The organism is Cytophagaceae bacterium (assembly GCA_016722655.1).
Taxonomy (GTDB): Bacteria; Bacteroidota; Bacteroidia; order Cytophagales; family Spirosomataceae; genus Leadbetterella.
In genome coordinates this window covers 41253-66769 of sequence record JADKIR010000004.1, presented here as the reverse complement: position 1 = coordinate 66769, position 25517 = coordinate 41253, and the positions used below count along the sequence as shown (strand labels likewise).

Here is a 25517-nt window from a genome sequence, read left to right as displayed (position 1 = left end):
TCATGAAATTTTTCATTCTTTTTTTATTGTCACTTGGCTTTTCGGCATTTGCACAAAATATTTCTGTTGATAATCTCGACAAAGAAGTGAGTGCAGCTATTCTCCAAAATATTGAAAAAAGCAATATTCCCGGGGCAGTTGTTTGCATAAAAAAGGGAGAAAAGGTTTTGCTGAAAAAAGCTTATGGCTATGCAAAATTGAAAGATTTTGACGAATCCATTTCTGAAAATCCCGAGCCTATGACAGTCAATCATTTGTTTGACATCGCTTCGCTTACTAAAGTGGTCGGAACTACCACTGCCATCATGAAACTCCATGACCAGGGTAAATTAAACGTAGGGGATCCTGTGGCGAAATACGTGAGCGGTTTTTCTGAAGGTGATAAAAAATTGATTACTGTAAGGCATCTTTTGACCCACACTTCGGGGATGTACGATTGGTATCCTTTATATTATTTTTCCAATAAAAGACTGGAAACCATCAATTTTATCAAAAACCTTCCGTTGAAATACCCGGTTGGGGCTGAAAGGCATTATTCTGACCTGGGTTTTACAATTTTAGGTGAAATCATTGAAAAAGTTTCGGGGAAAACATTGGATAAATATCTCAAATCTGAGGTTTTTGAGCCATTGAAAATGAATAATACGGGTTTTAATCCCGATAAAACCAAATATTTATTTGCTGCCACTTCACCGGGAAATCCATATGAAAAACGCATGGTTGAAGATGCTTCTTTAGGTTTTAAGGTGGAAGGACTGGATCCCAAATCCTGGAATGGCTGGCGACAATATTTGATAAAAGGCGAAGTAAATGATGGAAACGCCTGGTATGCCGGTGAGGGTATTTCTGGTGCTGCAGGCCTTTTTTCGGATATTCAGGATATTCAGAAGCTGGTAGATATGCTTAAGAATAAGGGCAAAGCGGGTAAAAAGCGTTTTATTTCCGAAAAAACTGTAAATCTTTTCACTACTCAGGATATTTTCAAAAATGGCCTTGGCTGGATGATGGACCCCCAAAATGCTTTCATGCGTAAAGCTCCCAAGGGTACTTTTGGGCATACAGGCTTTACCGGTACCAGCATAGCAGTTGTTCCGGAAGAAAATTTGTCAGTGGTTTTGTTGATAAACAGACAAAACATGGGACTTCAACCCACAAAAGATTATTTCAACGTAAATCCAATCAGAGAGGCAGTATTTAATGCAGCTTTGAAATGGAGTAAGTCTGGAAATTAGTCTTTGCGTTCTCTTTTAGAATAATAGTCTGGTGCTAAAAAAGCCATAATCTTCAAATGAGTTTATGGCTTTTTAAGTAAATAATATCTGAAAACTATTAAATATTAAGATTTTATGCAAGGCTTTGCACACTTCTCTCAATAAATTTGGTGAGCTCGCTGCCGTTCAACATACCTTGAGAAAGTAGTGCCAGATCAACCAGCTGCTTAGCCAGACCGTTTTCGTCGCCTTCTTTGGCTATTTTTCCAATCAGCGGATGATTGCCGTTTACTACCAGGTTATACATTACCGGCATATTTCCAAACATACCCGACTGACCGTTGAGTTTGCTCATATCGGTGTATCTACGCATAAATTCAGGCATCACAATACTTACAGGCAGCTCGTCGGTAGGAAGAGCCTCTATCTGCACAATGTTGTTTCCAACGTGTGTTTTAAAAGTTTCTTCCACTTTCTTTTTCTCATCTTCCGAAAGCACTACTTCAGATTTCAAACCTTTGTCAATCAGTTTGTCAAAAGTATCAGCATCAACACGCTTAAACTGAAACTTCTCGATTTTGGCTTCGATTGCATTGATAAAATGGGCATCCAGCACGTCATCAAAAACCAATACATCAAACTCGCGTTTTTTAGCTCCGGCAATAAAGGCATCTTGTTTGCTGATGTCGTTGGCGTAGAGAGCTACCGCATTACCGTCTTTGTCTTTTTGGTTGATTTCAAGTTTTTCTTTGTACTCGTCAATAGTAAAGTATTGATTTTCAGTATTCTTGAATAGGATAAAATCTTTTGCTCTGTCATAAAACTTATCGTCGGCAATGACACCATATTTCACAAACATACCGATAGATTCCCATTTTTCTTCAAATGCCTTGCGGTCATCTTTGAAAAGGTCTGCCAGCTTGTCGGCTACTTTTTTAGTAATATGAGAATTAATCCGTTTTACATTTCCATCAGCCTGTAGGTAACTTCTAGAAACATTCAAAGGAATATCCGGCGAGTCGATAACCCCATGTAGCAGCTGCAAAAACTCAGGAACAACGTCTTTTACATCATCGGTAATAAATACCTGACGGCTGTAAAGCTGGATTTTCTCTCGGTTAAGTTGAAAGTCGTTTTTGATTTTAGGGAAATATAAAACACCGGTAAGATTAAACGGATAGTCCACATTGAGGTGAATCCAGAATAGTGGATCTTCAGAGTAAGGATAAAGTTCTTTATAAAATGCCAGATAATCCTCGTCTTTTAGTTCCGATGGTTGTTTTACCCAAATAGGAGAAGGATTATTGATGACTTTCTCTTTAAATTCTATTTCAACCGGTAGGAATTTTCCGTATTTGGTCAAAATCTGCTCTACTTTTGATTCTTCCAAAAACTCCTCATTGTCTTCACTGATATGCAAAATAATATCAGTACCCCTTTCAGTTTTGTCTGAATCACTGATTTCATATTCGGTCGAACCATCGCTTCTCCATTTGGCTGCGGGTGCATCCTGATACGACTTTGTGAAGATTTCAACTTCTTTGGCGACCATGAATGCCGAGTAAAATCCTAAGCCAAATTGTCCGATTATCTGACTTTTATCGGTTTCTGAGTTGTATTTTTCTACAAATTCCTTTGCTCCGGAATAGGCTATCTGGTTGATATATTTTTTGATTTCATCGGCGGTCATTCCTATACCTTTGTCCGAAATCGTGATAGTTTTAGCGTCTTTATCAACCGAAACTTTGATTTTGGTATCACCCAATTCACCCTCATATTGGCCTAATGATGATAATTTTTTGATTTTTTGGGTGGCATCAACGGCATTTGAAACCAACTCACGCAAAAATATTTCGTGGTCAGAATAAAGAAATTTTTTAATGATCGGAAAGATGTTTTCGGTGTTAATCGAAATTGTACCTTTTTCAGCTACCATAATTTTTCAGTTTGATTTAATGTTAATGCAGATTCATTAACAAAGGCTGTTCCAAAGGGGGAAATTGTGACATTTTGTCAGAGTACAGAATTGTTTTTTATTAATAAATTTTCAATTTTTTCAACAATTTAAATCAAAAAATATTTTTAAGTTGACATAAGAAATTGTTAAATCTTGATTGTAAGGTATTAAAGGTTTTTAGTAATACCACTGGTCAAAAACATTCAAAATTTTAACAAAAACTTCTTGCATTCTTGTTTTATTTTCCATACTTTCAACATACCAATTGATTGGTTACAGAATTAAAAAATCAATGTGTTCAACTTAAAATTTTAGTAATTATGAAAGTTCAAGTAAATGCAGTAAAATTTAGTGCTGACAATTCTTTAGTAGATTTTATCCAAAAAAAATTAAACAAATTAGACACATTTTATGACAAAATAATCAGTTCAGAAGTTTTTTTAAGATTAGATAAAGGCGAAAAATTAAATACCCATAAAAAGTTAATAGAAGTAAAGTTAAATATGCCCGGCAGCTCGATTTTTGTGAAAGAAGAAGGTGACACATTTGAAGCAGCTACCGATTTGGCCATGGAAACACTCACCAGGAAGGTTAAACAATTTAAAGAAAAAGCTAAAGAAATCGGCCGGGATACTCCACAAGAGGCGGTAGTAGAAGAGGTCGAAGAAGAACATATCTAAAATATAAAGCCCTGAATTTCAGGGCTTTTTTGTTTTAAACATATACTCTTTCAGATAATAAGGCTCAAATTCCTCAAGAGATTCGAATTCGCCTGAAGTATATTTTTGAAAACATAGCTTTCCTGAGTATTTTGCCGAAGGGAAAAACGTATTTTCAATAAACCTTGCGTTGGGATGATTAATAACCCCGATGCATTTTTTACTGCCTTCCCCTATAAATGTCACAATATTCTTGTCAAGTATATCTTTAAAGCTTTCCTCTTCAATTATTTCGGCAGTGGTCTCTATGACTTGCCGGCCATTTTTGTCGAAAAAACCACAATACACTTCCATTCGCCTGGCATCTATCATAGGGCAAAAAAGATCAGTATCATCTTTTATATCAGCTATTTGTGAAACTAAGCCCGTCAGTGTATTGTATGACAGTAAAGGCTTGTCCAGAGCAAAAGCGAGACCTTTTGCAGTACTCACCGCTATTCTCAAACCTGTATAGCTTCCCGGCCCTTTGGCTACAGCGATGGCATCAAGTTGGGCAAAAGCCACTCGTCCCATTTCCAGCACGTGGTCAATCATTGTCGTAAGATATTCGGCAGATGATCTCTCGGTTCGGGATTCGCTTGAGGCAAGTAAACTTTCATTTTCAAAAACTGCCACTGAGCACCCATTGGTGGAGGCATCGATACTTAAAATATTTGCCATTTATTTTCCGGCTAAAATTGATTTATATTTTTCTGGGTTCTTGAATAACCTCAATGCCTCCTGTATGTCTTCGTCTTTTTCGAAAGAAACAAATTTCATTGCTTTCTGATAATAAAATCTTCCCAAAATCTCCATTTCAAGTTGTTCTTTTATCTGACTCATGTCTTTTTGGAGTTGGGCATTGGCTTGAGCATCAACTATCTTTTTAATTTCTGAGAGATTGGTTTTTATTTTATCAAAATCCCCGGAAGTCTGAGTGCTTTTCTGTAATAATTCTAATTGTTTTTGTTCAGAAGTCTGATATTTTAATTTGCTGGTTTTTAGCCAGTTTTCAAATGCTGTCACCTCCTGGTCAGTAAGGCTGAAGTTCTCTTTAGGTTTTTTGTCGATATGTTCAAAATAGTATTTTGTGGCGTAATCAAACAGTATTTTTTGTTTTTGCATCTCCGCCAGCAGTTCGCTTTTGATATTTTTTCGGGTTTCAATATCCGGGTCAATTCCGGCTCCATCCCATACTTTCCGACCATTTTTTGTTGCGAAAGCTACCCTTAGCGAATCCGGTAACTTGGCAAAGGTTCCATCCGGATTCCGGTGGCCGTAGTCAATTGCCTGAATGCATCGTCCTGATGGAATGTAATATTTTGAGGTGGTTACCTTCATTTTTGTACCAAAAGTCAGGTCTTTGGTAATCTGCACCAAACCTTTGCCATAAGATCTTTGCCCAATCAGTACCGCTCTGTCATAGTCCTGAAGAGTACCACTTACGATTTCGGAAGCCGATGCACTACGTCCATTGATCAGAACTACGATGGGCATATCAGTATCAAGAGGTTGAGCCTGAGTAGCGTATTTTGCATTCCACTCTTTTACTTTTCCACGAGTTTCTACTACCAGTTTGCCTTTTGGTAAATAAAAATTGCAAATTTCAACTGCCATTTGAAGTAGTCCGCCGGGATTTCCACGTAAATCCAAAACCAAACTTTTCATGCCCTTATCTTTAAGCTCGATGGTGGCATTTTTTATTTCTTTGGCTGCGGTTTGGCTAAAATCTGTCAATTGAATATAGCCCACATCTTCTTTGATCATTCCATAATGAGGTACATTCGGAGTTTTTATTACATCCCGACTAACGGTGATTTCCATGGGCTTGTTTTGCCCAAAACGAGTCAATTGTAATTTTACACTTGTGCCCGTCTGGCCTTTAAGTAGCCGGCCAAATTCTGCCTCAGATCGGTTGGTTATATCTACGCCATTGATTTTTAGTATTTTATCGCCAATTTTTAGGCCTGATTTGTCAGCTGGAGAATTTTCATAAAGCATCACAATAAGATGATTACCTTCAAAATGCTCAATCGTAGCACCAATTCCATTATATGCGGCTACATTCATCGTAAAATAATCTTCGATTTCGTCTTCAGGATAAAAAACCGTGTAAGGGTCTAGTTCTTTCAACATGGCCTGAATCCCAATCCGCATGGCTTTGGTTGGATTAATTTCATCCACATAAGAAGCGTTGAGCTCTTTGTAAAGTGTCGCAAAAACGTCCAGATTTTTGGCAATTTCAAATAATCGGTCGTCGGTTTTGTAAGCCGAAAACGCAATTCCTGAGATTAGAAATACTATAAAAAGAACCTTTGTATATGTTTTACGGAGAAAATTCATTCAGCTTGATTTTTTATTTAGAAACGCAAATTATAGTCCAAACTTATTTTTTATAGGAAAAACAAAATGAAAACGCCTTTAATTTTTCCTAATTTTGCCCAAATTAATATCAATATTTTGCCGAAAATAAGTTTCTTTCAAAATTTTTTCATTGCCTTGCTCGCGGCAATTTTTCTGATTTACATTATCCATATCTCAATAAGCTTGTATATCCCATTGTTTTTTATGGTTTTGTTTTCATTCTGGTTTGGTTTAACGGCTCATAAAAAAGGGTGGGTGTTTACTTTTTTGCAGTTAATGATTGTCATCGCAGGATATTGGGCTTTAGTAGGTTTAGGTTTGACGGCCAAAATGCCTGATCAGGCTATTTTTGTTTCACATATTTCATTTTTCCCTATTCTTTTTCCGGGATTGGTTGTGTCTTTGATTTATCGTTTTTGATTTTTTTCAGACAATTTCGCATTGCGATTTCAATTTTTTCGAAAGTCAGAATTTCCGAGGCGACATATATGAATGCTATGTTCAGTGGTTTTTCGAAAACAACTTTATTTAATCGATAGGCTTCTCTCAACCTTCTTTTGATCAGATTTCGGTCGACAGCTCTTTTAAATTTTCTTTTTGGAACCGAAACCATCACTTTAGGTAAATTGATTTCAGTATCATCTTCCTGATTTTGTTCAAAAAAATACACCACTTTGATTGGATACACCAAAAAAGAAGCATTGGAAGGTGTATTTCGGTCAAATAACGCCGATATTACCTTCGTACTTTTTATTTTTTCATCCTTGCCAAATGTATTTTTCACTTTGCACTAAATAAAAAAAGCCGCATAAGCGGCTAATATCTTAATAATCTGACGATTACTCAATATTATTTATGAGTTTTTTCGTCAGATACTGAAAGTTTCCATCTGCCTCTGGCTCTACGTGCTCTCAAAACCCTTTTTCCGCCTGGTGTTGACATACGCTCACGGAATCCATGCTTGTTGGCACGCTTTCTATTCGATGGTTGGAATGTACGCTTCATTATCTTTTTATATTAAATTTGTTCCTCGATTCAAATTCGGACTGCAAAGGTAGCAGTTTTTTTTAAATTTCAAAAATCCTTTTAGAATGATTACTTATTTTTTTTCTTTTTCTAAAGATAAACAATTGATCCACATCAAAATCAGTATTGAAAAGGGAAGTAAATCTGAGGTTTTTTTTGAAATTCCTGCCTGGAGACCCGGCAGATATCAGTTGCAAAATTTTGCAAAAAATATAATTGATTTCAATGCCTTAACTGATTCCGGGCAAAAACTTAACTGGAAAAAGACCGGTAGAAACACCTGGAAGGTTCTGAATCCCGCAAAAGAAAAATACCAGGTACATTACAGTTACTTTGCCAACGAATTTAATGCCGGTGGCTCGTTTTTAAGTCAAAATTTAGTGTATTTCAATCCGGTTAATCTTACTTTGTTCCGGATTGAAGATATAAATAAACCGTTTAGCGTTTTTATCGATAAGAATGAAAATGAAATAATTGCCTGTTCATTAAATGCTAAAGAGGAGGTTGGCAGGTTGTTTTTATCACCCACAAATTATTACGAATGGTTTGATTCGCCTGTGATTATGTCACCAGGCCTTTTTCATGAGCAATTTTGCGTAGGTGAAACAGACTTTAATTTTTGGTTTTATGGCGAAACCGAAATTTTTCTTCCTTTTTTGGTTCAGGATTTAAAGAAAATTGCCGAATACCAAATCCAACTTTTCGGAGAATTCCCCGAACCTTCCTATCATTTTTACCTATTAGTGCCCAATCAAACTTATTATCATGGTGTTGAGCATGCCGCCAATACGGTGATGGTTCTTGGGCATGAAGGTGTTTTGCCACAGTCTTATTATTATGACTTATTGGGATTGGCTTCTCATGAGCTTTTTCATGCCTGGAATATCGCCAAAATTCGTCCGGCCGAGCTTCTACCTTATGATTTTACAAGGGAAAACTATTTCGAAACCTGTTTTGTGGCTGAAGGTTTTACAACCTATTACGGAGACAGGATATTACTGGAATCAGGAGTAATTGACTATTCTCAATATCTTCACGAGCTCGAAACCACTCTGAAAAGACATTTTGATGAGGCCGACAATGCCTGTCAATCCCTTTTAGAGAGTAGTTTTGATTTATGGGTCGATGGTTACGAAAAAGGTACTCCCAAAAAGAAAGTTAGTGTATATAATAAAGGTGCTATAGCAGCTATGGTTTTGGATATCAGTATCAGAAGAAATACTTCAGAAAAGCGTAGCCTCGACGATGTAATGCGTGAGTTATGGAGACTTTTTGGCAAAAAAAAGAAAAAAGGCTACACTTACAATGACATCAAATCTATAGCAGAAAAAGTGAATGGGGGGAGTTTGGAAGAATTCTTTATGTACTTCATTGAAAGTGCTGAACCAATTTTTGATAAGACCAATGGATTTCTTTCTTATTGGAGTCTGAAAATGGAGTATATCGATGAAACAGGTTCTATCAGACTTATTCAAATTTGACCTAATAACTATCTGATTATCTAAAAATAAGCTCCTGATATTTGAAAACCGGAGTAAAAAACCGGGTTATTTAGTAAGTCAAAAAAAATGAAAAATGCTTCTAAATGCCCAAATAAGCCTTGTTTTGGACTATTTTGGATTCCTTTGTTTGATAAACTTGCATATTTATCATTTTTTTTTTAGTATCTTTGCACCCAAATTCAAGTTTTTTAATAGTTAATATATGAGTAAACTGCGTATTTTATACATATCTTCAGAAATCGATCCTTTCCTTGAAATATCTGAGATAGCCACTTTGTTAAGGAAGCTGCCACAGGAAATGCAGGAGAGAGGTATGGAGATCAGGATATTAATACCCAGATTTGGGCTTATAAATGAAAGAAAACACAGGCTGCATGAGGTAGTGAGACTTTCAGGTATCAATATTTCGATAGGTGAAGAGGAAAAACCTTTGATTATTAAAGTTGCATCTATTCCTTCTGCAAAACTTCAGGTTTACTTTCTTGACAATGAAGATTATTTCCACAGAAAAACCGTATTTTCTGATAAAAATGGGAATTTTTATGATGACAACGATGAGCGTGCAATATTTTTCTGCAAAGGGGCGTTAGAAACTGTGAAGAAGTTGGGATGGGCTCCTGATATTGTACATTGTACCGACTGGATGACAGCCCTGGTGCCATTATATCTGAAAACAACCTATAAAAACGATCCGATTTTTAAGAATACAAAAACTATCTTTTCGGTTTATAACAATGTCTTTGATCACAAATTCTCTGAAGACATGTTTCCAAAAGTTAAGATGATGGACGTAACAGATGAAAACCTTGCCAATCTGCGATCGCAGGATTTTTTAGGTTTTATCAAAATTGGATGTGAATACTCAGATGTAGTCGTAAAAGCCAACCCTTCACTTAGTGATACTATCAAAAATGCACTTAATGAAACTGCCGGCAAACAAATTGACTCTTTTATTGACGACGAAAATGCCACCGAAACATTCTTTAACCTTTATACCGAGCTGGCCGACTAATATTTTTATGAAAAAAACTTTCGTGCTCTTCCACAAACTGGTATTGCTGGTTTTTGCTTTAGGGCTATTTTCGTGTGAAAATCCCATAGGTATTGGTCTTGATTTGACCGAAACAAATGGTCAGTCTGTTTATACCGATACCCTAAGTCTTGATGTTTCTACCGTTTTGGCTGACTCTACTTATAATGGTAATGGGGCTTTTGTAATGGCTGGTAATCTCAGAGATCCTTATACCGGTACCATAAATTCAGTTGCATATCTTCAGCCTACTATTGCTTATTATTCATCCTCGACTGTAATTGATACTTTTAAAGTTTCATCTTCAGCAATTGCAGATTCATTGGTTTTGAGATTGGTAAATACGGGTTTGATGTTTGGAGATACTTTAAGTAAATCTTCATTTGGATTATACCGTTTGAAATCTTCGATGGAATCCGTCAAACATTATAATGGAAGCGACAGGTTGGAAATTGAAAATGAACCTCTGGCAAAATTTAAGTTGAGTTCAGCTACTTTTAAAACAGATAAATATGACTCTTTGGTGGCTTATTCGATAAAACTGCCAATTGCTATGGCCAGGGAACTACTTGCACTTGGGGTTACCGGGTATAATGATAACACTAAATTTAATGCTGATTTTAAAGGATTTGCGATCAAACCCGAATCTGATGCTAAAGCAGTTTATACTTTTAATACTGGTCCTCTTGGTAATTCAACTTCTTATCTGGGATTACATTTTCATTTTGAAGGTGATACCGCTTCTACTGTTGAATATTTTGATTTTAATGGTGCCAGACATTCAGGCGTGATAGCTAACAGAGCCGGAACTTCACTTTCGGTACTAAACAATACCAACAATGAAGTGTCAAATGTCGAAACCGGAGGGTTTTCATATGCTCAAGCCGGAACAGGTTTAAGTACAAAAATAGGTTTTAAAAATCTTTCGAAAATTTCGAAAAATCTTAAGATTGAAAAAGCAACTTTAGAGTTAAACATTGACAATGGCTCTGCTACAAAAGATTTTCCGAGGATTTTTAATTATGTATTGGCCGAAGCCGGAGATCGAAATCAGCAAACCAGAAATAGTAGTAATCTTCCAAATTATTTGATTAATAATACCTTATCCACAGTTGGATTTCTTTATGGTTTGGTTGATACAACTAACACACTTAATATTGATATTACTCATTTTTTACAAAATAAAATTAATAAAGGATTGGATATAGGGTCTATTTTGATTTTACCTGCAATGGTCTCATCTACAGAAGGCTACGGAATTTTAACCAATGATCACCTAAGAAGGTCTGTTTTCAGAAAACCTAAGTTGAAACTTTATTACAGTAAATAAAAAATAATACTTCATATATAAAATGGGAAAGGTTTCAATCTTTCCCATTTTTTTTCTATTATTTTCCTTAAATTGGAGAAGGTTGTAAATTTAATATTGAAAAAATACAATTATTATTTTACCGCAAAATCAATTTTTTTTTAAAAAATAACAAGCTTTTAGGATTGTGTATATATCTAAAAACCAATATAAATAATTGAATTATAGGTATTTATGATAGTTTCTAAATTTGAAATAAAATATATTAATAATTTGATTCTTTTCTTAAAAATATTTAAAAATTCTACTTAGTCGCTTTGTTTTTTAATTATATATTTTTGCAGGAAATATGATTTGTTTTAACACTCTACAAAGTAAAAATTTATGTGTGGAATAGTTGCTTATGTGGGTTCGAGAGAAGCCGCTCCACTTATTGTAAAAGGTTTAAAAAGATTAGAATATAGGGGATATGATAGTTCAGGAATTGCAGTAATTACAAATGAAGAGCTGTCTGTATTTAAGAAAAAAGGGAAAGTTAAAGATCTTGAGGGTGTCTTAGCCAATCAAAAAAATCTCGGAAATATTGGAATTGGCCATACAAGATGGGCAACACATGGAGAGCCTAACGACACCAATGCCCACCCTCATAAATCAAACAGCGGTAAGCTTGCGATTATTCACAATGGAATCATCGAAAACTATGCTTCTTTGAAGCAAATGCTCATCAATAAAGGCTACGATTTCAAAAGCCAGACTGATACAGAGGTTTTGGTAAATTTTATCGAGGAAATTCAAAAAACCAAAAATTGTGAATTGCCCGATGCGGTTAGATATGCCCTCAAAGATGTAGTAGGTGCCTATGCCATAGTGGTTTTGGATAAAGATAATCCTGGACAACTGGTAGCTGCTCGGAAAGGCAGCCCATTGGTGATTGGGGTTGGTCATGAGGAATACTTCTTTGCTTCTGACGCCACACCGATTATTGAATACACCAAAGAAGTAGTTTATCTCGATGACCTCGAAATTGCTATTGTAAATCAGGAAGGTTTGACTATTAAAAACCTCCAGAACGAAGAACAAGATCCTGAAATTCAAACAGTAGAGCTTGAACTTGAAGCTATTGAAAAAGGTGGATTTGATCATTTTATGCTCAAAGAAATTTTTGAACAACCCAAATCTATCGCTGATTGTTTGAGAGGAAGAGTAAATGCCGAAGATGCTTTGATTCAATTGGGCGGCCTGAGAAACCATATAGGCAAATTGGCAAAAGCTAAAAGAATAGTTTTTGTTGCTTGTGGCACTTCATGGCATGCGGGACTGGTTGGCGAATATTTATTTGAAGAACTGGCCAGAATCAACGTAGAGGTAGAGTATGCCTCAGAGTTTAGATATCGTAATCCCATCATTAAAGAAGGTGATTTTGTAATAGCAATATCTCAATCAGGTGAGACTGCCGATACACTCGCTGCTCTGGAAATGGCCAAAAGCAAAGGTGCGGTCATTCTGGGTGTTTGTAATGTGGTAGGTTCTTCTATTTCACGCATAACCGAAGCAGGTGTTTATACCCATGCCGGCCCTGAAATCGGGGTGGCTAGTACCAAAGCGTTTACTGCACAGGTTACAGTATTGACCATGATGGCCATCGCCACAGCTCATGCCAAAGGCACTTTGAGTGATGAAACTTATCGCCAGTTGTTAATCGAGATGGCAGCAATTCCTGAAAAAGTAGAGAAAATTCTGGAAAAATCTGAAGAAATAAAAGATATATCAAAACTTTTCACATTTGCTTCAAATTTCATTTTTCTTGGCCGCGGATTAAATTTTCCGGTTGCCCTTGAAGGTGCTTTGAAACTTAAGGAAATTTCATATATTCATGCAGAAGGTTATCCTGCCGCTGAGATGAAACATGGCCCTATCGCCCTGATTGACGAAGATATGCCTGTAGTATTTATTGCTATCAAAGACAGCAGTTATGAAAAAGTAGTATCAAATATTCAGGAGGTAAAAGCCAGAAAGGGACGTGTAATTGCGATTGTTTCTGAAGGCGACAAAGACGTGAAAGGAATGGTTGATTTTGCAATTGAAGTGCCTAAAACCCATGAGATTTTGCAGCCGTTGCTTACTGTGATACCATTGCAATTGTTGTCTTACTATATTGCTGTATTGAGAGGCAGAAACGTTGACCAGCCAAGGAATTTAGCTAAGTCGGTGACAGTAGAATAATATTTTGAATTGAGGCTCTTGGTTTTATAAATCCGGAGCCTCTTTTTTTTACCAGTTTTTCTGGAAATTCATGAACAGAAAATCAAAAGGATCAAAATATTCCCCGTTTTTCTTGAGGGTATAATGAAGATGTGGCCCGGTTACTTTGCCGGTTTGTCCTACTTTTCCAATTGTCTGTCCTTTTTTTACATTCTGTCCTTTTTTTACAGAAATCTTACTTAAGTGGCCATAAATGGATTCAAAACCATATTTGTGGCTTATTTTTATGTAGTTACCAAGGTCTTCCTTAAAGCCGGTTTCAATCACTTTGCCGTTTCCACTGGCAACCGCAATTTCACCGTTCACACCTTTGAGATCAATTCCTCTGTGAAACTTCAGGATTTTATGAATTGGATGCAGGCGTGCACCGTAAAATGAGTTCACAGAAATCTCTCTTGCCAAGGGATTACCTCCGGGAATATTATCGATAAAAAAATAATTGAATGAGTCGTTGTGAATGAAACTTACCACTTCATTTTGGTCTGTAATCGGACTCAGTTCTGTTTCCCAATAGTCTTCAATGTCCAGATCAGCATCAGTAGGAATAGTTTTTTTTACCTCATACTGAGCGAAGGCCGAAAAACTTAGTAATAGAATAAATAAAACTTTTTTGAACATTATTTTCATTGAAAAATCTCACAAAAATACAAAAAATAGGGCGAAATTGCCAGCAGAAACGTATTAACCTCAAAATTCATGAGAATCTTTAACACCATTCTTGAGACGCAACAATTCATAAAAAGTCAATCTGGATCTCAAATAGGCTTTGTACCAACCATGGGTGCATTGCATGCCGGCCATATAGAGTTGGTAAAAAGATCTGTTAAAGAAAATGACTTTACAGTTTGTAGCGTATTTGTTAATCCTACCCAATTTAACAATCCCGAAGACCTGAAAAAATATCCCAGAACACTGGAAGAAGATTGTAAAATGCTCGAAGATGCCGGCTGTGACCTGGTTTTTGCACCCTCAGCAGAAGAAATGTATCCTGCTTTACCAAAAATTAAACTGGATTTTGGCGATTTGGAAACCAAACTGGAAGGCGAATTCCGTCCGGGACATTTCAATGGAGTGGGAATAGTGGTGAGCAAGTTATTTCATATCGTAAAACCAACCAAGGCTTATTTTGGGCAAAAAGATTTGCAACAATGTGCGGTAGTAAATCGTATGGTTAAAGATCTGAGTTTTGATTTGGAATTAATTATTTGTGATACAGTCAGAGAAGAATCAGGATTGGCGATGTCGTCACGTAATAGAAGGCTCTCGGAAAACGGAAAGGCTCGGGCAGCATTTTTATATCAGTCACTAAAAATGGGTGAAAAACTTCTCAGGGAAGATTTGCCGGTTTCCGAAGTGAAGAAAAAGATTTCAAAGGAGTTTTCCGAAAAATCGTATTTTACGCCTGAATATTACGAAATCGTTGATTTTGAAACTTTAAATTCAATCGATAGCTATGAGCCTCATAAGAAAACTGCGATAGTTTTGGCTGTTTTTTTAGAAGAGGTCAGGCTCATTGATAACCTGGTTTTCTGAACTAAAAACCATTTGTAGAAGTTAAAAATGTAAAGAGAATGGTTGGAAGTTTTTTTCGGCTTTTCACTTTTTCAAAAATTAAATTTTAAAAAAGAAAGATTAATGAACTGGAATATTTTAAACGAAATAACTCAGCTAGACGAAATATCAGAAGAATCAAAAACACAGCCAGTAGCGATTTTTAAACACAGTATCCGCTGTCCGATTAGTTCTACTGCCAAAGACCGTTTTGAGAGAGCCTGGAGCAAAGTAACAGACCATAAAAACCTGAAAGTATATTATCTGGATCTGATAAATCTGAGGCAAATTTCTAATCACGTAGCAACTAAATTTGGTGTGCAACATGAATCACCGCAGATTATTGTCCTGAAAAATGGTGAAGTGATTTATGATGAATCACATTATGGAATTAATCTGGAGGAAATTCTGGAAAAAATTTAATGGGCAATTACGGTTAGGTATTGTCCCAATGGGAAAAAAATAATTTTGTGCCTGGCTTCATAGTCGGGCATTTTTATTTCTCCAAATAGTTTTCCATCTTCCCAATCTAAAAACAGATTTTCTCTGAAATCTACTTTTCGTTTGCCATATAGCTTATAAAGAGCCTCTTTGGCCGACCAATACAAAGTTGCTTTTTCAATTTCATTGTCGATAAATGCTACTTCAATTGGGCTAAAAAGTCTGGGCACGATTTTTAAAAGTTGAGTACGAGGTTTCTCGATATCAATTCCAATCGCTGAGTTTTTTTTCATAATCACTCCGATGTAATTTATCGTATGCGAAATTGACATTTCAAATTCCGAATTTTTCAGGAATGGTTTGCCATTTTCGTCTTTTATTATGCCTTCAAAACTGATATTTTCTATTTCACAAAGTTTTTTTATGGCCAATCTGCCTGCCAGAAATTCGATTTGTTTTTGAAGATGAGAAATTTCTGAATATGTCTCTTTATCATCAGAGCTCAATTGGCTTACAGACAGGAGTTCATCTAAAGATTCGGTCAATTCCCAAATCAGAAAGTGAATTTCATTCTCAATTTCTTTGTTAAAAAGTAATGGCATGTTTTAATTTGAAAATGCTTTTTCAGGAATAAAAATAATTTAATATTTTGGAATTCAACATCAAAAAACTCCAAACATTTATTGGACACAAAAGTAGTGTTTACGGTCTTGCAAATGGTGAAAATTCAGATGTTTTTTACTCTGTGGCAGGTGATGGCTATGTAGTGAGGTGGGATATTAATAATCCAGATGAGGGCTACCCAGTGGTAAAGCTGAATAATAATGCTTACACTTTAAACTACTTTGCTGCTAAAAACCTGCTAATAGTGCCTGATAATCAGGTTGGAGTGCATTGGGTGGATGTGGAATCCAGGCAAATTGTTCATACAAATCATCTGCCTGGGGTCTCAGTTTTTGACATAAAGACTTTTGATGAAAACGTGTTTTTTCTGATAATAAAAGCAACTTTCACCAAGTCTCCACCAAGGACTTTTCTATAAAAACTCATCCGGCTTATTCTGATAAAAGTGCAAGATCAATGGCGATTTTACCCATAAGTCAGGAGATTGCCGTTGCATATTCTGATTTTTCAATACGGATTTTTGATTTGAATAATTTGAAATTAAAAAAAATCCTTTCGGGGCACGAAAATTCAGTTTTTTCATTAATTTTTTTAGAAGATAAAAAACTACTGGTTTCTGCCGGAAGAGATGCCAAAATCATTGTTTGGGATACAGAAAACGATTTTGAAAAAATAGAAAAAATTCCGGCTCATATTTATGCTATAAACCACCTTGAAGTGCTACAGGAGGTCGGTTTAATAGCATCCTGCAGTATGGATAAAACGATCAAACTCTGGGATATAAACGATTTTAAACTCAAAAAAGTAATTGACAAAGGCCGGCATGCCTCACATAATAGCTCAATTAACCGAATATTATGGAACTCTGAAAGCCAACAATTGCTCTCTGCCAGTGACGACCGGAACATTTCGCTGTGGAATTTATTTTAATATATTTTCATTTTTTTGTTATTTTGTGAAAAATAAACAATCAGGCTTTCGTTTATAGTTATTGAAAGCTGATTTTTTTGTAAATTGGCAATGTGTCAGGTCTATTAACAGTGGGATTTCCTAAACAAACAAAAATGAAAATTACATCATTAGAAATTAAGCAGCACGAGTTCGAAAAATCATTCAGAGGTTATAATATTGAAGAGGTAAATCATTTTCTTTCCAATATATCGCAGGAATGGGAAAGGATGCTTAATGAGCTCAAAATGCTGAAAATGCAGCTGGAGATTTCGGAAAAGGAAGCTTCAAAGCTACGTGAAGTAGAGATGACTCTGATTAAAACCCTGCGTACTGCCGAAGATACAAGTAGCCGGATTACCGACACGGCCAATCAGGAAGCTAATCGAAAAATACAGGATGCTGAACAAAAAGTGGGAGCCATACTGGCAGATGCTGAAAATACAGCACAAACACTAATAGAAGAAGCTCAGCAAAAAGCATTTGAAATTCAGAATTCGGCTAAATTGGAATTTTCATCTTTGGAAAAACAATTTTCGGGACTTGAGATGCAAAAAGCCGATTTACTTAATCAATTGAAGCAAATAGCATTTGACGCTACGCAGATTGTTGCCCAAAATCAAATAGCACCTTTAGAAAAAGCCGTAATTGAAACTGAAAAAGAGGAGATAGTAAAAGCAGAACCCACCGAACTTGTTGTTGAGCCTTTATTCGAAACTTCAGTTGAACCCGAAACAATTGAAGATCTGCCCGCACCTGATGCCCAGTTGGAAGAAGAAACAATCACAGAGGAGGAAGAGGAAGAAAACCATGGTCTGAGTTTTTCATCAGCCGTAAATGATATTTCTTTAGAAACAAGCGACGATAAAACCAATCTTGAAATAATTGAAGGTATCGGTCCAAAAATAAAAGAACTGCTCAATAAAGCTCATATTATTTCTTTCCGTGATCTAGTTAATACCCCATTGTACAGAATTAGAGATATTTTGGATGCCGGTGGACCACAGTTTGCCTCCCACGACCCGGGCACATGGATTGAGCAAGCCGAACTTGCCAATAAAGGTGAATGGGAAAAGCTGGAAGAGTTAAAAAGTTACCTGATAGCAGGCAGAGCCCCTCAGGAGAAACCTAAAGAAGAAGCAGAATATAAGCCTTCGCAGTCAGAGTCGGGCAATACCGAAGAAATGCTGGATAAAGTCAACAAAGTGAAAGCTGCTATAAGAAAAGCAATGACCGAAAAAGGGGAAAAAGCTGAAGGTTCATCTAAAGAAATGAAATCGGCAGCTGACTATATTGCTGAAAAAAAACAAACGGGTTCGTTTTTTGACAATCTCAACTAATATTCATGGACCAGATAGCCCTCGAAGGCATGGAGTTTTTTGCTTATCACGGGCATTTTGATGAAGAGCAAAAAATTGGAAACAAATACTCAATTGATCTTTATCTTGATACCAATCTGAAATTGCCGGCAAGCTCTGATAAATTGAAAGATACAATCGATTACGGCATTATTTACCAAAAAGTAAGTAGTGTGATGGCTCAAAAGCACCGGCTTCTCGAGCATGTTGCTTATGATATTATTGAATCTCTCAAAGTTGAATTTGCCAACGTAAATAAGATCAGAGTTGTGGTTTCAAAGTTTAATCCGCCCATCGGAGGAGTATGCAATAAGGCCAAAGTAACGATAGAAGAAAGTTTCTAAAAATATATTTTGAATTCCAAAGAGCCGGTTTTTACTCTTCAGTTTTGGTTATTAAGCACTAGCAGTTTTTTGTTTTTTGCTTCTTTTAATATGCTCATTCCTGAGTTGCCATCTTATCTCGAAAAAATGGGAGGAGGCGAATTCAAAGGCTTGATTATTGCACTTTTTACGCTTACCGCCGGACTCTCCAGGCCTTTTAGTGGTAAACTTACCGATAAGATTGGGAGAATTCCTGTAATGGCTTTTGGTTCATTGGTGTGTTTTGTGGCCGGATTTATATATCCGATTACCACCACTGTGCTCCCATTTTTACTTTTGCGATTGGTTCATGGATTTTCAACCGGTTTTAAACCTACCGGCACTGCCGCCTATATTGCTGATATTGTGCCAGTAAACCGCAGGGGTGAAACTCTCGGTATGCATGGTCTTATTGGAAGTCTGGGGATGGCTTTTGGTCCTGCATTGGGTGGATGGGTGGTTCAGTATTTTGATATCAATGTACTTTTTTACTTGTCATCCTTACTTTCTTTTCTTTCAATTGCCATTTTGCTTAATATGAAAGAAACTCTTCCCAAAACCAGAAAAGAAAAATTCAGTATCTCACATTTGGCCTTGAATCGAAGTGAAATCTTTGATTTTAGTGTTTTTCCGGTAGTTGTTGTTGTGTTTTTTACTTCTTTTGCCTATGGCACAATCGTGACGCTCGTGCCTGATTTGAGCCAGAGTATCGGTGTGGCCAACAAAGGATTCTATTTTTTGATTTTCACAATTTCATCAATTGCAATTCGGTTTCTAGCCGGAAAGTGGTCTGACAAAGTCGGCCGGGTGCAGATTCTAAAACTTGGAGCTTTGATTTTGGTTATTGCCATGCTTGTGATTTCATTTTCAAAAAATATTTACATTTTTAGTATTTCTGCTGTTTTGTTTGGTATCGGAATGGGCATTGTTTCACCCATCACACAAGCGTGGACAATCGATTTGTGTGAAGACAAAAACAGAGGGAAGGCCGTAGCTACCATGTATATTGCTTTGGAAGCGGGAATTGGATTTGGAGCATTATTGCCTACATTTATTTATCAAAATAATATTCAAAATATAAGTTATACGTTTCTGTTCTCAACTTTTATCACTTCTCTGGCACTGATTTATCTGGTTTTTGTTTACAAAAAAACAAAATCCGGTCCCAAACTTTTTTGAGCCAAAGTGTATCATGTCATCATTTTTTTCTTTCTACAGTTTTTTTCTTTTTACAAAAACCAAATATTTTATTCAGTAATCAGAAAATTAGATTTTCAAAAATATTCATAATTACTTTTTATAGAATAAGCTGATTTTATGGCAAAATGCCTGTCTTTCCAAGCAATTCTGACAAGTTTTTAAACGGTTATTTTTATCTTTGTAAAAAATACCTTTATGGAACTTATAGATGGAAAGTTAATTTCTGCACAAGTAAAAGCCGAACTACAGGCTGAGGTTGAAAAAATTGCAGAAAGTGGTGGTAAAATTCCCCATTTAGCGGCAGTTTTGGTGGGAGACAATGGTGCGAGTGAGACTTATGTTGCAAGTAAAATCAAATCATGCGAGCAGATTGGATTTAAATCTACTTTGGTTAGGAGAGATTCTTCAACCACAGAAGCTGAAGTGTTGGAAATCATCAGTCAGTTAAACAATGACCCTGATGTGGACGGTTTTATCGTACAATTGCCACTTCCCGACCATATCAATGTTGATCATGTGATTGAAGCCATTGACCCTAAAAAAGATGTGGATGGTTTTCACCCTATCAATATCGGAAGGATGGCCAAAGGACTTCCGGCTTACATTTCAGCTACGCCTTTCGGTGTTTTGGAATTGTTGAAACGATACAATATCGAAACTTCCGGAAAACACTGTGTGGTGGTAGGTCGTAGTCAGATCGTGGGCTTACCCATGAGCATTTTGATGCAGAGAAATACTTATCCAGGCAATTGCACGGTTACATTGGCACATAGCAAAACCCAAAATCTGAAAGAAGTGTGTAAAAGTGCTGATATTTTGGTGGCAGCTTTGGGTAAACCCGAATTTATCACCGCTGATATGGTAAAAGATGGAGCTGTGGTGATTGATGTAGGCCTTACCAGAGTGGTTGATACAAGTAAAAAAAGCGGGTTTGCATTGAAAGGTGATGTAAAATTTGATGAAGTTTCGCCAAAAACCAGCTATATTACGCCCGTGCCGGGTGGGGTAGGGCTTATGACTGTTGCAGCTTTGATGTACAATACCCTTTTGGCTTCAAAAAGTGAAATTTATAAATAAACTATAACCCTTCAATAAACTATGGAATCATTCGTAAACACCCTAAACAGTTATATCTGGAGTAATGCTTTGATTGTACTCTGTTTAGCCGCCGGAATTTATTTTTCTATCCGGACCAAATTCTTACAAGTAAGGTACATTAAAGAAATGGTAAAGCTCCTTTTCGGAGGACAATCTTCTGAAAAAGGGGTATCTTCCTTTCAGGCTTTTGCCATTGCTATCTCAGGTAGAGTAGGTACAGGAAATATCGCTGGTGTGGCCACAGCCATCGCCATGGGCGGACCCGGTGCGGTTTTCTGGATGTGGGCCATAGCTTTTTTAGGTGCTGCTTCGGCTTTTATTGAAGCTGCCCTGGGTCAGGTTTATAAAGAGGTAATCGGTGGTCAATATCGTGGTGGTCCTGCTTATTATATCGAAAAAGGTCTGGGAATAAAATGGTATGCTGTTTTATTTGCCGTTGCCACAATTTTTGCTACGGCCTTATTCTTGCCGGGTGTACAAAGCAACAGCATCGCAGGTGGTGTTTTCAATGCATTTGGTGTGCCGGTAATTTATACTGGTATTTTAGTTTGTGTTTTGTTAGCACTAATTATTTTTGGTGGGGTTAAACGCATCGGGAAAGTTGCCGAAATCGTTGTTCCATTTATGGCCGGTGGCTATATTTTGATGGCCTTGATTGTAATTGCCTATAATTTCAGAGAAATCCCCGAAGTTTTTGGACTGATATTTCGTTCGGCTTTTGCTGCTGAGCCAGCTTTTGCAGGTGTATTTGGTATGGCAGTAGCCTGGGGTGTAAAAAGAGGGATATATTCCAACGAAGCTGGTCAGGGAACAGCTCCACATCCGGCTGCAGCAGCAGAAACCAGCCATCCTGCCAAGCAAGGACTTGTACAGGCATTTTCGGTGTATGTTGATACTCTTTTTGTATGTACCGCCACTGCCCTTATGATTCTGTTCACAGATAGTTATAATGTCAATAATCCTTCAGGAGGTTTTTTAGTGGAGTATCTTCCCGGTGTTGAAACTGGTTCTGCATTTACTCAAAATGCAGTAAATACCATATTTCCTAGTTTAGGTGGTGCGTTTGTTTCTATTGCTCTGTTTTTCTTTGCTTTTACCACTATAATGGCTTATTACTATATCGCTGAAACCAATTTGAGTTATTTGATAGATAAATTTGGTGGAAACAGATGGTTGATTCAAGGCTTAAGAGCGATGATAATTGGAGCAACTTTTTATGGCTCTGTGAAAACAGCAACCCTTGCCTGGACATTGGGCGATATTGGCGTAGGACTAATGGCCTGGCTAAATATAATTGCCATATTTTTACTTTCAGAGAAAGGACTTGCTGTTTTCAAAGATTACGAAAAACAACTAAAAGCCGGTAAAGATCCGGTATTTAAAGCCAAAGACATCGGCATCAATAATGCCGAATGTTGGGATTGAAATATTAAGAGATTTTGAAAATATTAGATGCGGCTTAAGGGTCGCATCTTTTTTTTACCAGGCAATAAAATCCTTAAATGTCTTTTTGATTTTTTCCTCAGAAGGTTTTTGTTTTGATTCCCAGGTGGCATTTAACTCTAAAGCTACCAGACCTTTCAGGCTCATGGCCGACATAAAATCATCCACTTTTTTGAGATAATCCTGACTTCTTCTTGACGATTTTAAAGAATAATCTCTCGAAAAAATATCTCCTTTGGTCTGAATTTCATTTTTCTTTTCAATCACATAATTAAGCCTGTCTATCAGGTCTTTCATTGATTTGCCGATAACCTCGGTGGCTTCCAGTGTACCAATTGTCAAAACAGTGGTGCCGCCTACAGTGGATATCAGACGTTGGGTGTCGGGTTTATCTTTTGCAAATATGGAGGACAAGCCGGTAGTCGCTCCCAGAGACGCATTCAATACTGAGCGGTGTTTTTTGCCTTTTCTGGCTTTATTATAGGCTTTTTTAAGTTCTTCTTCTTTTTCTTTTAATTGTTCAAGCAGCTCCCAGGCCCGGGTAAGAGTTCCATAGTACAATCCGTAATTTTTGAGGTCGAGTTCTGCTTCATTTACAGTGTTTTTTACATTGAAATTCAACCTTTTAACCTCTCTTTTTTGTGATTTATCTATAACATAAAAATCAATATAAAAGCCCAGGGTATCATGTGGGTCCTGAACAAAATCATAGCCCGGCATCCAGATAAATTCATATTGATTGTTAGTGTTTTTTATGAGGGTGCTTTTTGGAAAATTGGGCTTGTTGGTCAGGAAGTCAAATTCCATAATATCTTCTTCCCCATTGGGGTCGGTCAGATAAAATCTAACATTCACATTCTCATTTTCTCTGATCTGAAAATATTCCTTTTTAGGCACAATCGTAATGATCGGAGGTAAATCCTGTTGGGTGGCTTCAATTTTTATTTTTCCTTTTGTAAAAGTCTTTGAAGGCTGATCCTGCACCATAAATTCCACAAAAAACGGATTGGTTTTGAGCGATTTAAATTGAATGAGTGAGGGCGACCAGCTTATTTCTCCTTTAGAATTCAGATTGAGACCTTCCGGAAAGGTTTCCAGTATAGGAATGAAAACTATTGGGTCATTGTCATCATCGTGAACAATGTCAGGCGAAATCGTATAGTTGTTATTTGTATTGTACTGAATAAAAAATACCGGTAGCTCACCCACCACCGGAGGTCGGTTTTTATGAAACACTTTCAGATCAAAACTATAGTTTTTTACGTCACTTTGATTACAACTTTTTGTGACTAAAATCTGAAAAACCTTTTCCTTTTCAATTCTATCCACCATATGGTAAGGTGGAATCCAGCTAAATTGCCCCAGAGAATCAATTTCCATTCCTGCCACTTTTCCCTGTATAATCCTAAAATTTTTGGTTTTACACAAACTATCCTCAGCACCCGAAATAACGAAGTTTATCATTTCGCTTTCAAAAGCCTGGAAGTTTGATTTTGATATGTCTGTAGAAACTGAAAGTTGACCCGAAACAATCGACGGAATCAAATAACTTATTATAAATGAAAGCTTTATTAATTTTTTTATAAGCATTTTAAGCTTTATTCTGTTTGTTGAAAAATCTAAATTAGAAATGAAATGTACATGCTTTATTTGTTTTCCGGAATCACTACACACGGAAACCCAAACAAACAACGGTCTTTAATCATTTTAACCACCTCAGTAGGAACGTTTTCTTCCCAACCAAGTTCCCCTTTTTGTATTAAATCCAGCATATTATCGGTCTGAATATTCAGGTTTGCCTGATTATAATGAAAAATATCCTCAATTTTATTATTGGCAATCAGGTATCTGAATAAGTCAAACAAGTGGGTAGGAGGGTTAAACCTCATACAATTCATGATTATTCCGTTACGTAAGGTTGGATACACAAATAATTTAACCTTCTGACTGAATAACGTGGCAAAGCCTTCCAAAATTTCACCAGGCAAGCCTTTATAATTTTCTTCCTGAAATATATATTCCAAATTGGGGTAACCAATCACCAAACCAATTTTTAATCTTGTGATTTTAGATAAATCGGCCACCAGTTTATAATATTCCACATAATTGGTTATCATTACAGTTTGACCAAGGGAACACAAAATATCCACTCTGTCCAGAAAATCTTTATCGTCAATTTCTTGCTGACCTTCTTTCAGTGAGTGCAGGGTGAGTTCTGACAAAACTATAAGTTTTGATTCGTCCACATCGGGTTCCTGGATAAACTGCCGAACCCCGTTTTCGAGCATATCAATGTGCACGTTGATAATAGGCCTGAAACGACCCCTCAAAACGAAAATGTGTTTTTTATAAAGGGTATCAGAGGGCTGAAGGATTTTTCCATCAGGACCAAAAAGTGCCAGGTCACAGAAACCATTTTTCACAAGACGAAGACTCATCAACCGGCCATCGACATTTTTGAAACTAGGCCCTTCAAACCTGATCATGTCGATCTGAATTCGCCCCGGAGACAAATTGTCTCGAAGAGACTCCAGTAAAATTTCGGGGTTTTCATGATAGTAAATACATCCATAGATTAGATTTACGCCTAAAATCCCGATGGCATGTTGCTGAAGGAGCGTGTCATTGTCGAGCATTTTTACGTGAACTATCACATCATGAAACTCACCTTGAGGCTCAATCTGGAACCGGCACCCAATCCAGCCATGCGGTTGGTTGGTTTTATGGTAATTCAATGCAACCACCGTATTGGCGAAAGAGAAAAAGGTAGTTTCGCTGCCCCGCTGCTCGTCAAGTCTTTCTATCAGGAGGTTGTACTCATGATTGAGCATGCTCATCAGGCGTTCTTCACACACATATCTCTTGTCGGAAATAGTTCCGTAAATAGCATCTGAAAAGGTCATGTCATAGGCAGACATCGACTTGGCCACCGTACCCGATGCTCCACCTGCTTTAAAAAATGCCCCTGCCACATCCTGTCCGGCACCAATTTCAGCAAATGTGCCATAAATCTGCTTGTCGAGGTTTAACTTTAGGGCTTTTTGGTTTGTACCAAGACCTAAATCATGAAAAATTGACATTCTTTTAGTTTCTTTATGAAGGTTTGACACTTGCAAAAATATAATATTTTTTG

The 25517-nt window shown here is 36.8% G+C and carries 25 protein-coding genes; 16 read left to right on the top strand and 9 right to left on the bottom strand.

Features of this window, described 5'->3' with window-relative positions; translation table 11 throughout:
• Positions 1-2: 2 nt before the first annotated feature.
• Positions 3-1232, top strand: a complete 1230-nt coding sequence (locus tag IPP61_00880; protein ID MBL0323736.1) for a serine hydrolase — start codon at positions 3-5, stop codon at positions 1230-1232.
• A gap of 112 nt (positions 1233-1344) precedes the next feature.
• On the opposite strand, the gene htpG is transcribed toward IPP61_00880, so the two are convergent.
• Entirely contained in the window at positions 1345-3147 is a 1803-nt protein-coding gene (htpG, locus tag IPP61_00875; protein ID MBL0323735.1) for a molecular chaperone HtpG, read from the bottom strand.
• Positions 3148-3488: 341 nt separating this feature from the next.
• Between htpG and raiA the strand changes: the two genes are divergently transcribed.
• Positions 3489-3848: a ribosome-associated translation inhibitor RaiA gene (gene raiA / locus IPP61_00870; GenBank protein MBL0323734.1), complete on the top strand. Its 360-nt coding sequence runs from the start codon at positions 3489-3491 to the stop codon at positions 3846-3848.
• Positions 3849-3866: 18 nt separating this feature from the next.
• Here the strand turns inward: raiA and tsaB are convergent, their stop codons facing one another.
• Positions 3867-4547 carry a tRNA (adenosine(37)-N6)-threonylcarbamoyltransferase complex dimerization subunit type 1 TsaB gene (tsaB, locus tag IPP61_00865; protein ID MBL0323733.1) on the bottom strand — a complete coding sequence of 227 codons (681 nt, stop codon included), beginning with the start codon at positions 4545-4547 and terminating at the stop codon, positions 3867-3869.
• A complete protein-coding gene (locus tag IPP61_00860) occupies positions 4548-6209 on the bottom strand; it encodes a S41 family peptidase (GenBank protein ID MBL0323732.1) in 1662 nt (553 codons plus the stop codon). It lies immediately after the preceding gene.
• A gap of 66 nt (positions 6210-6275) precedes the next feature.
• Here IPP61_00860 and IPP61_00855 point away from each other — a divergent pair, with 66 nt between their 5' ends.
• Complete coding sequence (locus IPP61_00855) at positions 6276-6650, top strand: hypothetical protein (GenBank protein MBL0323731.1); 375 nt, start codon at positions 6276-6278, stop codon at positions 6648-6650.
• On the opposite strand, the gene rnpA is transcribed toward IPP61_00855, so the two are convergent.
• Both rnpA and rpmH read right to left on the bottom strand, forming a co-directional pair.
• Positions 6604-7014: a ribonuclease P protein component gene (rnpA, locus tag IPP61_00850; GenBank protein ID MBL0323730.1), complete on the bottom strand. Its 411-nt coding sequence runs from the start codon at positions 7012-7014 to the stop codon at positions 6604-6606. The genes IPP61_00855 and rnpA overlap by 47 nt on opposite strands.
• A 65-nt stretch (positions 7015-7079) precedes the next feature.
• Entirely contained in the window at positions 7080-7235 is a 156-nt protein-coding gene (gene rpmH / locus IPP61_00845) for a 50S ribosomal protein L34 (protein MBL0323729.1), read from the bottom strand.
• An 86-nt stretch (positions 7236-7321) separates the two neighbouring features.
• Between rpmH and IPP61_00840 the strand changes: the two genes are divergently transcribed.
• The 4 genes from IPP61_00840 (at position 7322) to glmS (ending at position 13320) form a co-directional block, all read left to right on the top strand.
• Complete coding sequence (locus IPP61_00840) at positions 7322-8737, top strand: M61 family metallopeptidase (protein MBL0323728.1); 1416 nt, start codon at positions 7322-7324, stop codon at positions 8735-8737.
• 223 nt (positions 8738-8960) lie between these two features.
• Positions 8961-9770, top strand: a complete 810-nt coding sequence (locus IPP61_00835) for a glycogen/starch synthase (GenBank protein MBL0323727.1) — start codon at positions 8961-8963, stop codon at positions 9768-9770.
• A 7-nt stretch (positions 9771-9777) separates the two neighbouring features.
• Positions 9778-11118: a DUF4270 family protein gene (locus tag IPP61_00830; protein ID MBL0323726.1), complete on the top strand. Its 1341-nt coding sequence runs from the start codon at positions 9778-9780 to the stop codon at positions 11116-11118.
• 363 nt (positions 11119-11481) lie between these two features.
• Positions 11482-13320, top strand: a complete 1839-nt coding sequence (glmS, locus tag IPP61_00825) for a glutamine--fructose-6-phosphate transaminase (isomerizing) (GenBank protein ID MBL0323725.1) — start codon at positions 11482-11484, stop codon at positions 13318-13320.
• Between the two features lie 48 nt (positions 13321-13368).
• Here glmS and IPP61_00820 read toward each other — a convergent pair whose 3' ends face one another.
• A complete protein-coding gene (locus tag IPP61_00820; GenBank protein MBL0323724.1) occupies positions 13369-13986 on the bottom strand; it encodes a M23 family metallopeptidase in 618 nt (205 codons plus the stop codon).
• 69 nt (positions 13987-14055) lie between these two features.
• On the opposite strand from IPP61_00820, the gene IPP61_00815 reads away from it, so the two are divergent.
• Together IPP61_00815 and ytxJ are read left to right on the top strand one after the other, a co-directional pair.
• Positions 14056-14892: a pantoate--beta-alanine ligase gene (locus IPP61_00815; GenBank protein ID MBL0323723.1), complete on the top strand. Its 837-nt coding sequence runs from the start codon at positions 14056-14058 to the stop codon at positions 14890-14892.
• A gap of 102 nt (positions 14893-14994) precedes the next feature.
• Positions 14995-15333, top strand: coding sequence for a bacillithiol system redox-active protein YtxJ (gene ytxJ / locus IPP61_00810; GenBank protein ID MBL0323722.1), 339 nt, complete (start codon positions 14995-14997; stop codon positions 15331-15333).
• Here the strand turns inward: ytxJ and IPP61_00805 are convergent.
• Complete coding sequence (locus tag IPP61_00805; protein MBL0323721.1) at positions 15330-15953, bottom strand: 4'-phosphopantetheinyl transferase superfamily protein; 624 nt, start codon at positions 15951-15953, stop codon at positions 15330-15332. The genes ytxJ and IPP61_00805 overlap by 4 nt on opposite strands.
• A gap of 47 nt (positions 15954-16000) precedes the next feature.
• Here IPP61_00805 and IPP61_00800 point away from each other — a divergent pair, with 47 nt between their 5' ends.
• The 7 genes from IPP61_00800 (at position 16001) to IPP61_00770 (ending at position 22366) form a co-directional block, all read left to right on the top strand.
• A complete protein-coding gene (locus tag IPP61_00800; GenBank protein MBL0323720.1) occupies positions 16001-16393 on the top strand; it encodes a hypothetical protein in 393 nt (130 codons plus the stop codon).
• Positions 16394-16431: 38 nt separating this feature from the next.
• Positions 16432-16905, top strand: coding sequence for a hypothetical protein (locus IPP61_00795; GenBank protein ID MBL0323719.1), 474 nt, complete (start codon positions 16432-16434; stop codon positions 16903-16905).
• A 134-nt stretch (positions 16906-17039) separates the two neighbouring features.
• Entirely contained in the window at positions 17040-18263 is a 1224-nt protein-coding gene (locus IPP61_00790) for a DivIVA domain-containing protein (protein ID MBL0323718.1), read from the top strand.
• Positions 18264-18268: 5 nt separating this feature from the next.
• Positions 18269-18625, top strand: a complete 357-nt coding sequence (folB, locus tag IPP61_00785; GenBank protein ID MBL0323717.1) for a dihydroneopterin aldolase — start codon at positions 18269-18271, stop codon at positions 18623-18625.
• A 90-nt stretch (positions 18626-18715) separates the two neighbouring features.
• Positions 18716-19822: an MFS transporter gene (locus IPP61_00780; GenBank protein ID MBL0323716.1), complete on the top strand. Its 1107-nt coding sequence runs from the start codon at positions 18716-18718 to the stop codon at positions 19820-19822.
• A 216-nt stretch (positions 19823-20038) separates the two neighbouring features.
• Positions 20039-20920, top strand: a complete 882-nt coding sequence (gene folD, locus IPP61_00775; protein ID MBL0323715.1) for a bifunctional methylenetetrahydrofolate dehydrogenase/methenyltetrahydrofolate cyclohydrolase FolD — start codon at positions 20039-20041, stop codon at positions 20918-20920.
• A 21-nt stretch (positions 20921-20941) separates the two neighbouring features.
• Positions 20942-22366 carry an alanine:cation symporter family protein gene (locus tag IPP61_00770; GenBank protein MBL0323714.1) on the top strand — a complete coding sequence of 475 codons (1425 nt, stop codon included), beginning with the start codon at positions 20942-20944 and terminating at the stop codon, positions 22364-22366.
• A gap of 54 nt (positions 22367-22420) precedes the next feature.
• Here IPP61_00770 and IPP61_00765 read toward each other — a convergent pair whose 3' ends face one another.
• Positions 22421-23986 (bottom strand): hypothetical protein, encoded by a 1566-nt coding sequence (locus IPP61_00765; GenBank protein ID MBL0323713.1) that lies wholly within the window; start codon positions 23984-23986, stop codon positions 22421-22423.
• Between the two features lie 44 nt (positions 23987-24030).
• Positions 24031-25464 carry a TonB-dependent receptor gene (locus IPP61_00760; GenBank protein ID MBL0323712.1) on the bottom strand — a complete coding sequence of 478 codons (1434 nt, stop codon included), beginning with the start codon at positions 25462-25464 and terminating at the stop codon, positions 24031-24033.
• Between the last annotated feature and the right edge of the window lie 53 nt (positions 25465-25517).

What these genes read in the sequence shown, in the direction of transcription:
- IPP61_00815 (MBL0323723.1), top strand. Translation starts at nt 14,056, where the DNA reads ATGAGAATCTTTAACACCATTCTTGAGACGCAACAATTCATAAAAAGT.
- ytxJ (MBL0323722.1), top strand. Translation starts at nt 14,995, where the DNA reads ATGAACTGGAATATTTTAAACGAAATAACTCAGCTAGACGAAATATCA.
- IPP61_00880 (MBL0323736.1), top strand. Translation starts at nt 3, where the DNA reads ATGAAATTTTTCATTCTTTTTTTATTGTCACTTGGCTTTTCGGCATTT.
- IPP61_00820 (MBL0323724.1), bottom strand. Translation starts at nt 13,986, where the DNA reads ATGAAAATAATGTTCAAAAAAGTTTTATTTATTCTATTACTAAGTTTT.
- IPP61_00780 (MBL0323716.1), top strand. Translation starts at nt 18,716, where the DNA reads ATGCTCATTCCTGAGTTGCCATCTTATCTCGAAAAAATGGGAGGAGGC.
- rpmH (MBL0323729.1), bottom strand. Translation starts at nt 7,235, where the DNA reads ATGAAGCGTACATTCCAACCATCGAATAGAAAGCGTGCCAACAAGCAT.
- folD (MBL0323715.1), top strand. Translation starts at nt 20,039, where the DNA reads ATGGAACTTATAGATGGAAAGTTAATTTCTGCACAAGTAAAAGCCGAA.
- IPP61_00830 (MBL0323726.1), top strand. Translation starts at nt 9,778, where the DNA reads ATGAAAAAAACTTTCGTGCTCTTCCACAAACTGGTATTGCTGGTTTTT.
- glmS (MBL0323725.1), top strand. Translation starts at nt 11,482, where the DNA reads ATGTGTGGAATAGTTGCTTATGTGGGTTCGAGAGAAGCCGCTCCACTT.
- IPP61_00835 (MBL0323727.1), top strand. Translation starts at nt 8,961, where the DNA reads ATGAGTAAACTGCGTATTTTATACATATCTTCAGAAATCGATCCTTTC.
- IPP61_00805 (MBL0323721.1), bottom strand. Translation starts at nt 15,953, where the DNA reads ATGCCATTACTTTTTAACAAAGAAATTGAGAATGAAATTCACTTTCTG.
- IPP61_00760 (MBL0323712.1), bottom strand. Translation starts at nt 25,464, where the DNA reads ATGTCAATTTTTCATGATTTAGGTCTTGGTACAAACCAAAAAGCCCTA.
- IPP61_00840 (MBL0323728.1), top strand. Translation starts at nt 7,322, where the DNA reads ATGATTACTTATTTTTTTTCTTTTTCTAAAGATAAACAATTGATCCAC.
- IPP61_00860 (MBL0323732.1), bottom strand. Translation starts at nt 6,209, where the DNA reads ATGAATTTTCTCCGTAAAACATATACAAAGGTTCTTTTTATAGTATTT.
- folB (MBL0323717.1), top strand. Translation starts at nt 18,269, where the DNA reads ATGGACCAGATAGCCCTCGAAGGCATGGAGTTTTTTGCTTATCACGGG.
- IPP61_00795 (MBL0323719.1), top strand. Translation starts at nt 16,432, where the DNA reads ATGGCGATTTTACCCATAAGTCAGGAGATTGCCGTTGCATATTCTGAT.
- IPP61_00770 (MBL0323714.1), top strand. Translation starts at nt 20,942, where the DNA reads ATGGAATCATTCGTAAACACCCTAAACAGTTATATCTGGAGTAATGCT.
- raiA (MBL0323734.1), top strand. Translation starts at nt 3,489, where the DNA reads ATGAAAGTTCAAGTAAATGCAGTAAAATTTAGTGCTGACAATTCTTTA.
- IPP61_00855 (MBL0323731.1), top strand. Translation starts at nt 6,276, where the DNA reads ATGAAAACGCCTTTAATTTTTCCTAATTTTGCCCAAATTAATATCAAT.
- tsaB (MBL0323733.1), bottom strand. Translation starts at nt 4,547, where the DNA reads ATGGCAAATATTTTAAGTATCGATGCCTCCACCAATGGGTGCTCAGTG.
- IPP61_00790 (MBL0323718.1), top strand. Translation starts at nt 17,040, where the DNA reads ATGAAAATTACATCATTAGAAATTAAGCAGCACGAGTTCGAAAAATCA.
- htpG (MBL0323735.1), bottom strand. Translation starts at nt 3,147, where the DNA reads ATGGTAGCTGAAAAAGGTACAATTTCGATTAACACCGAAAACATCTTT.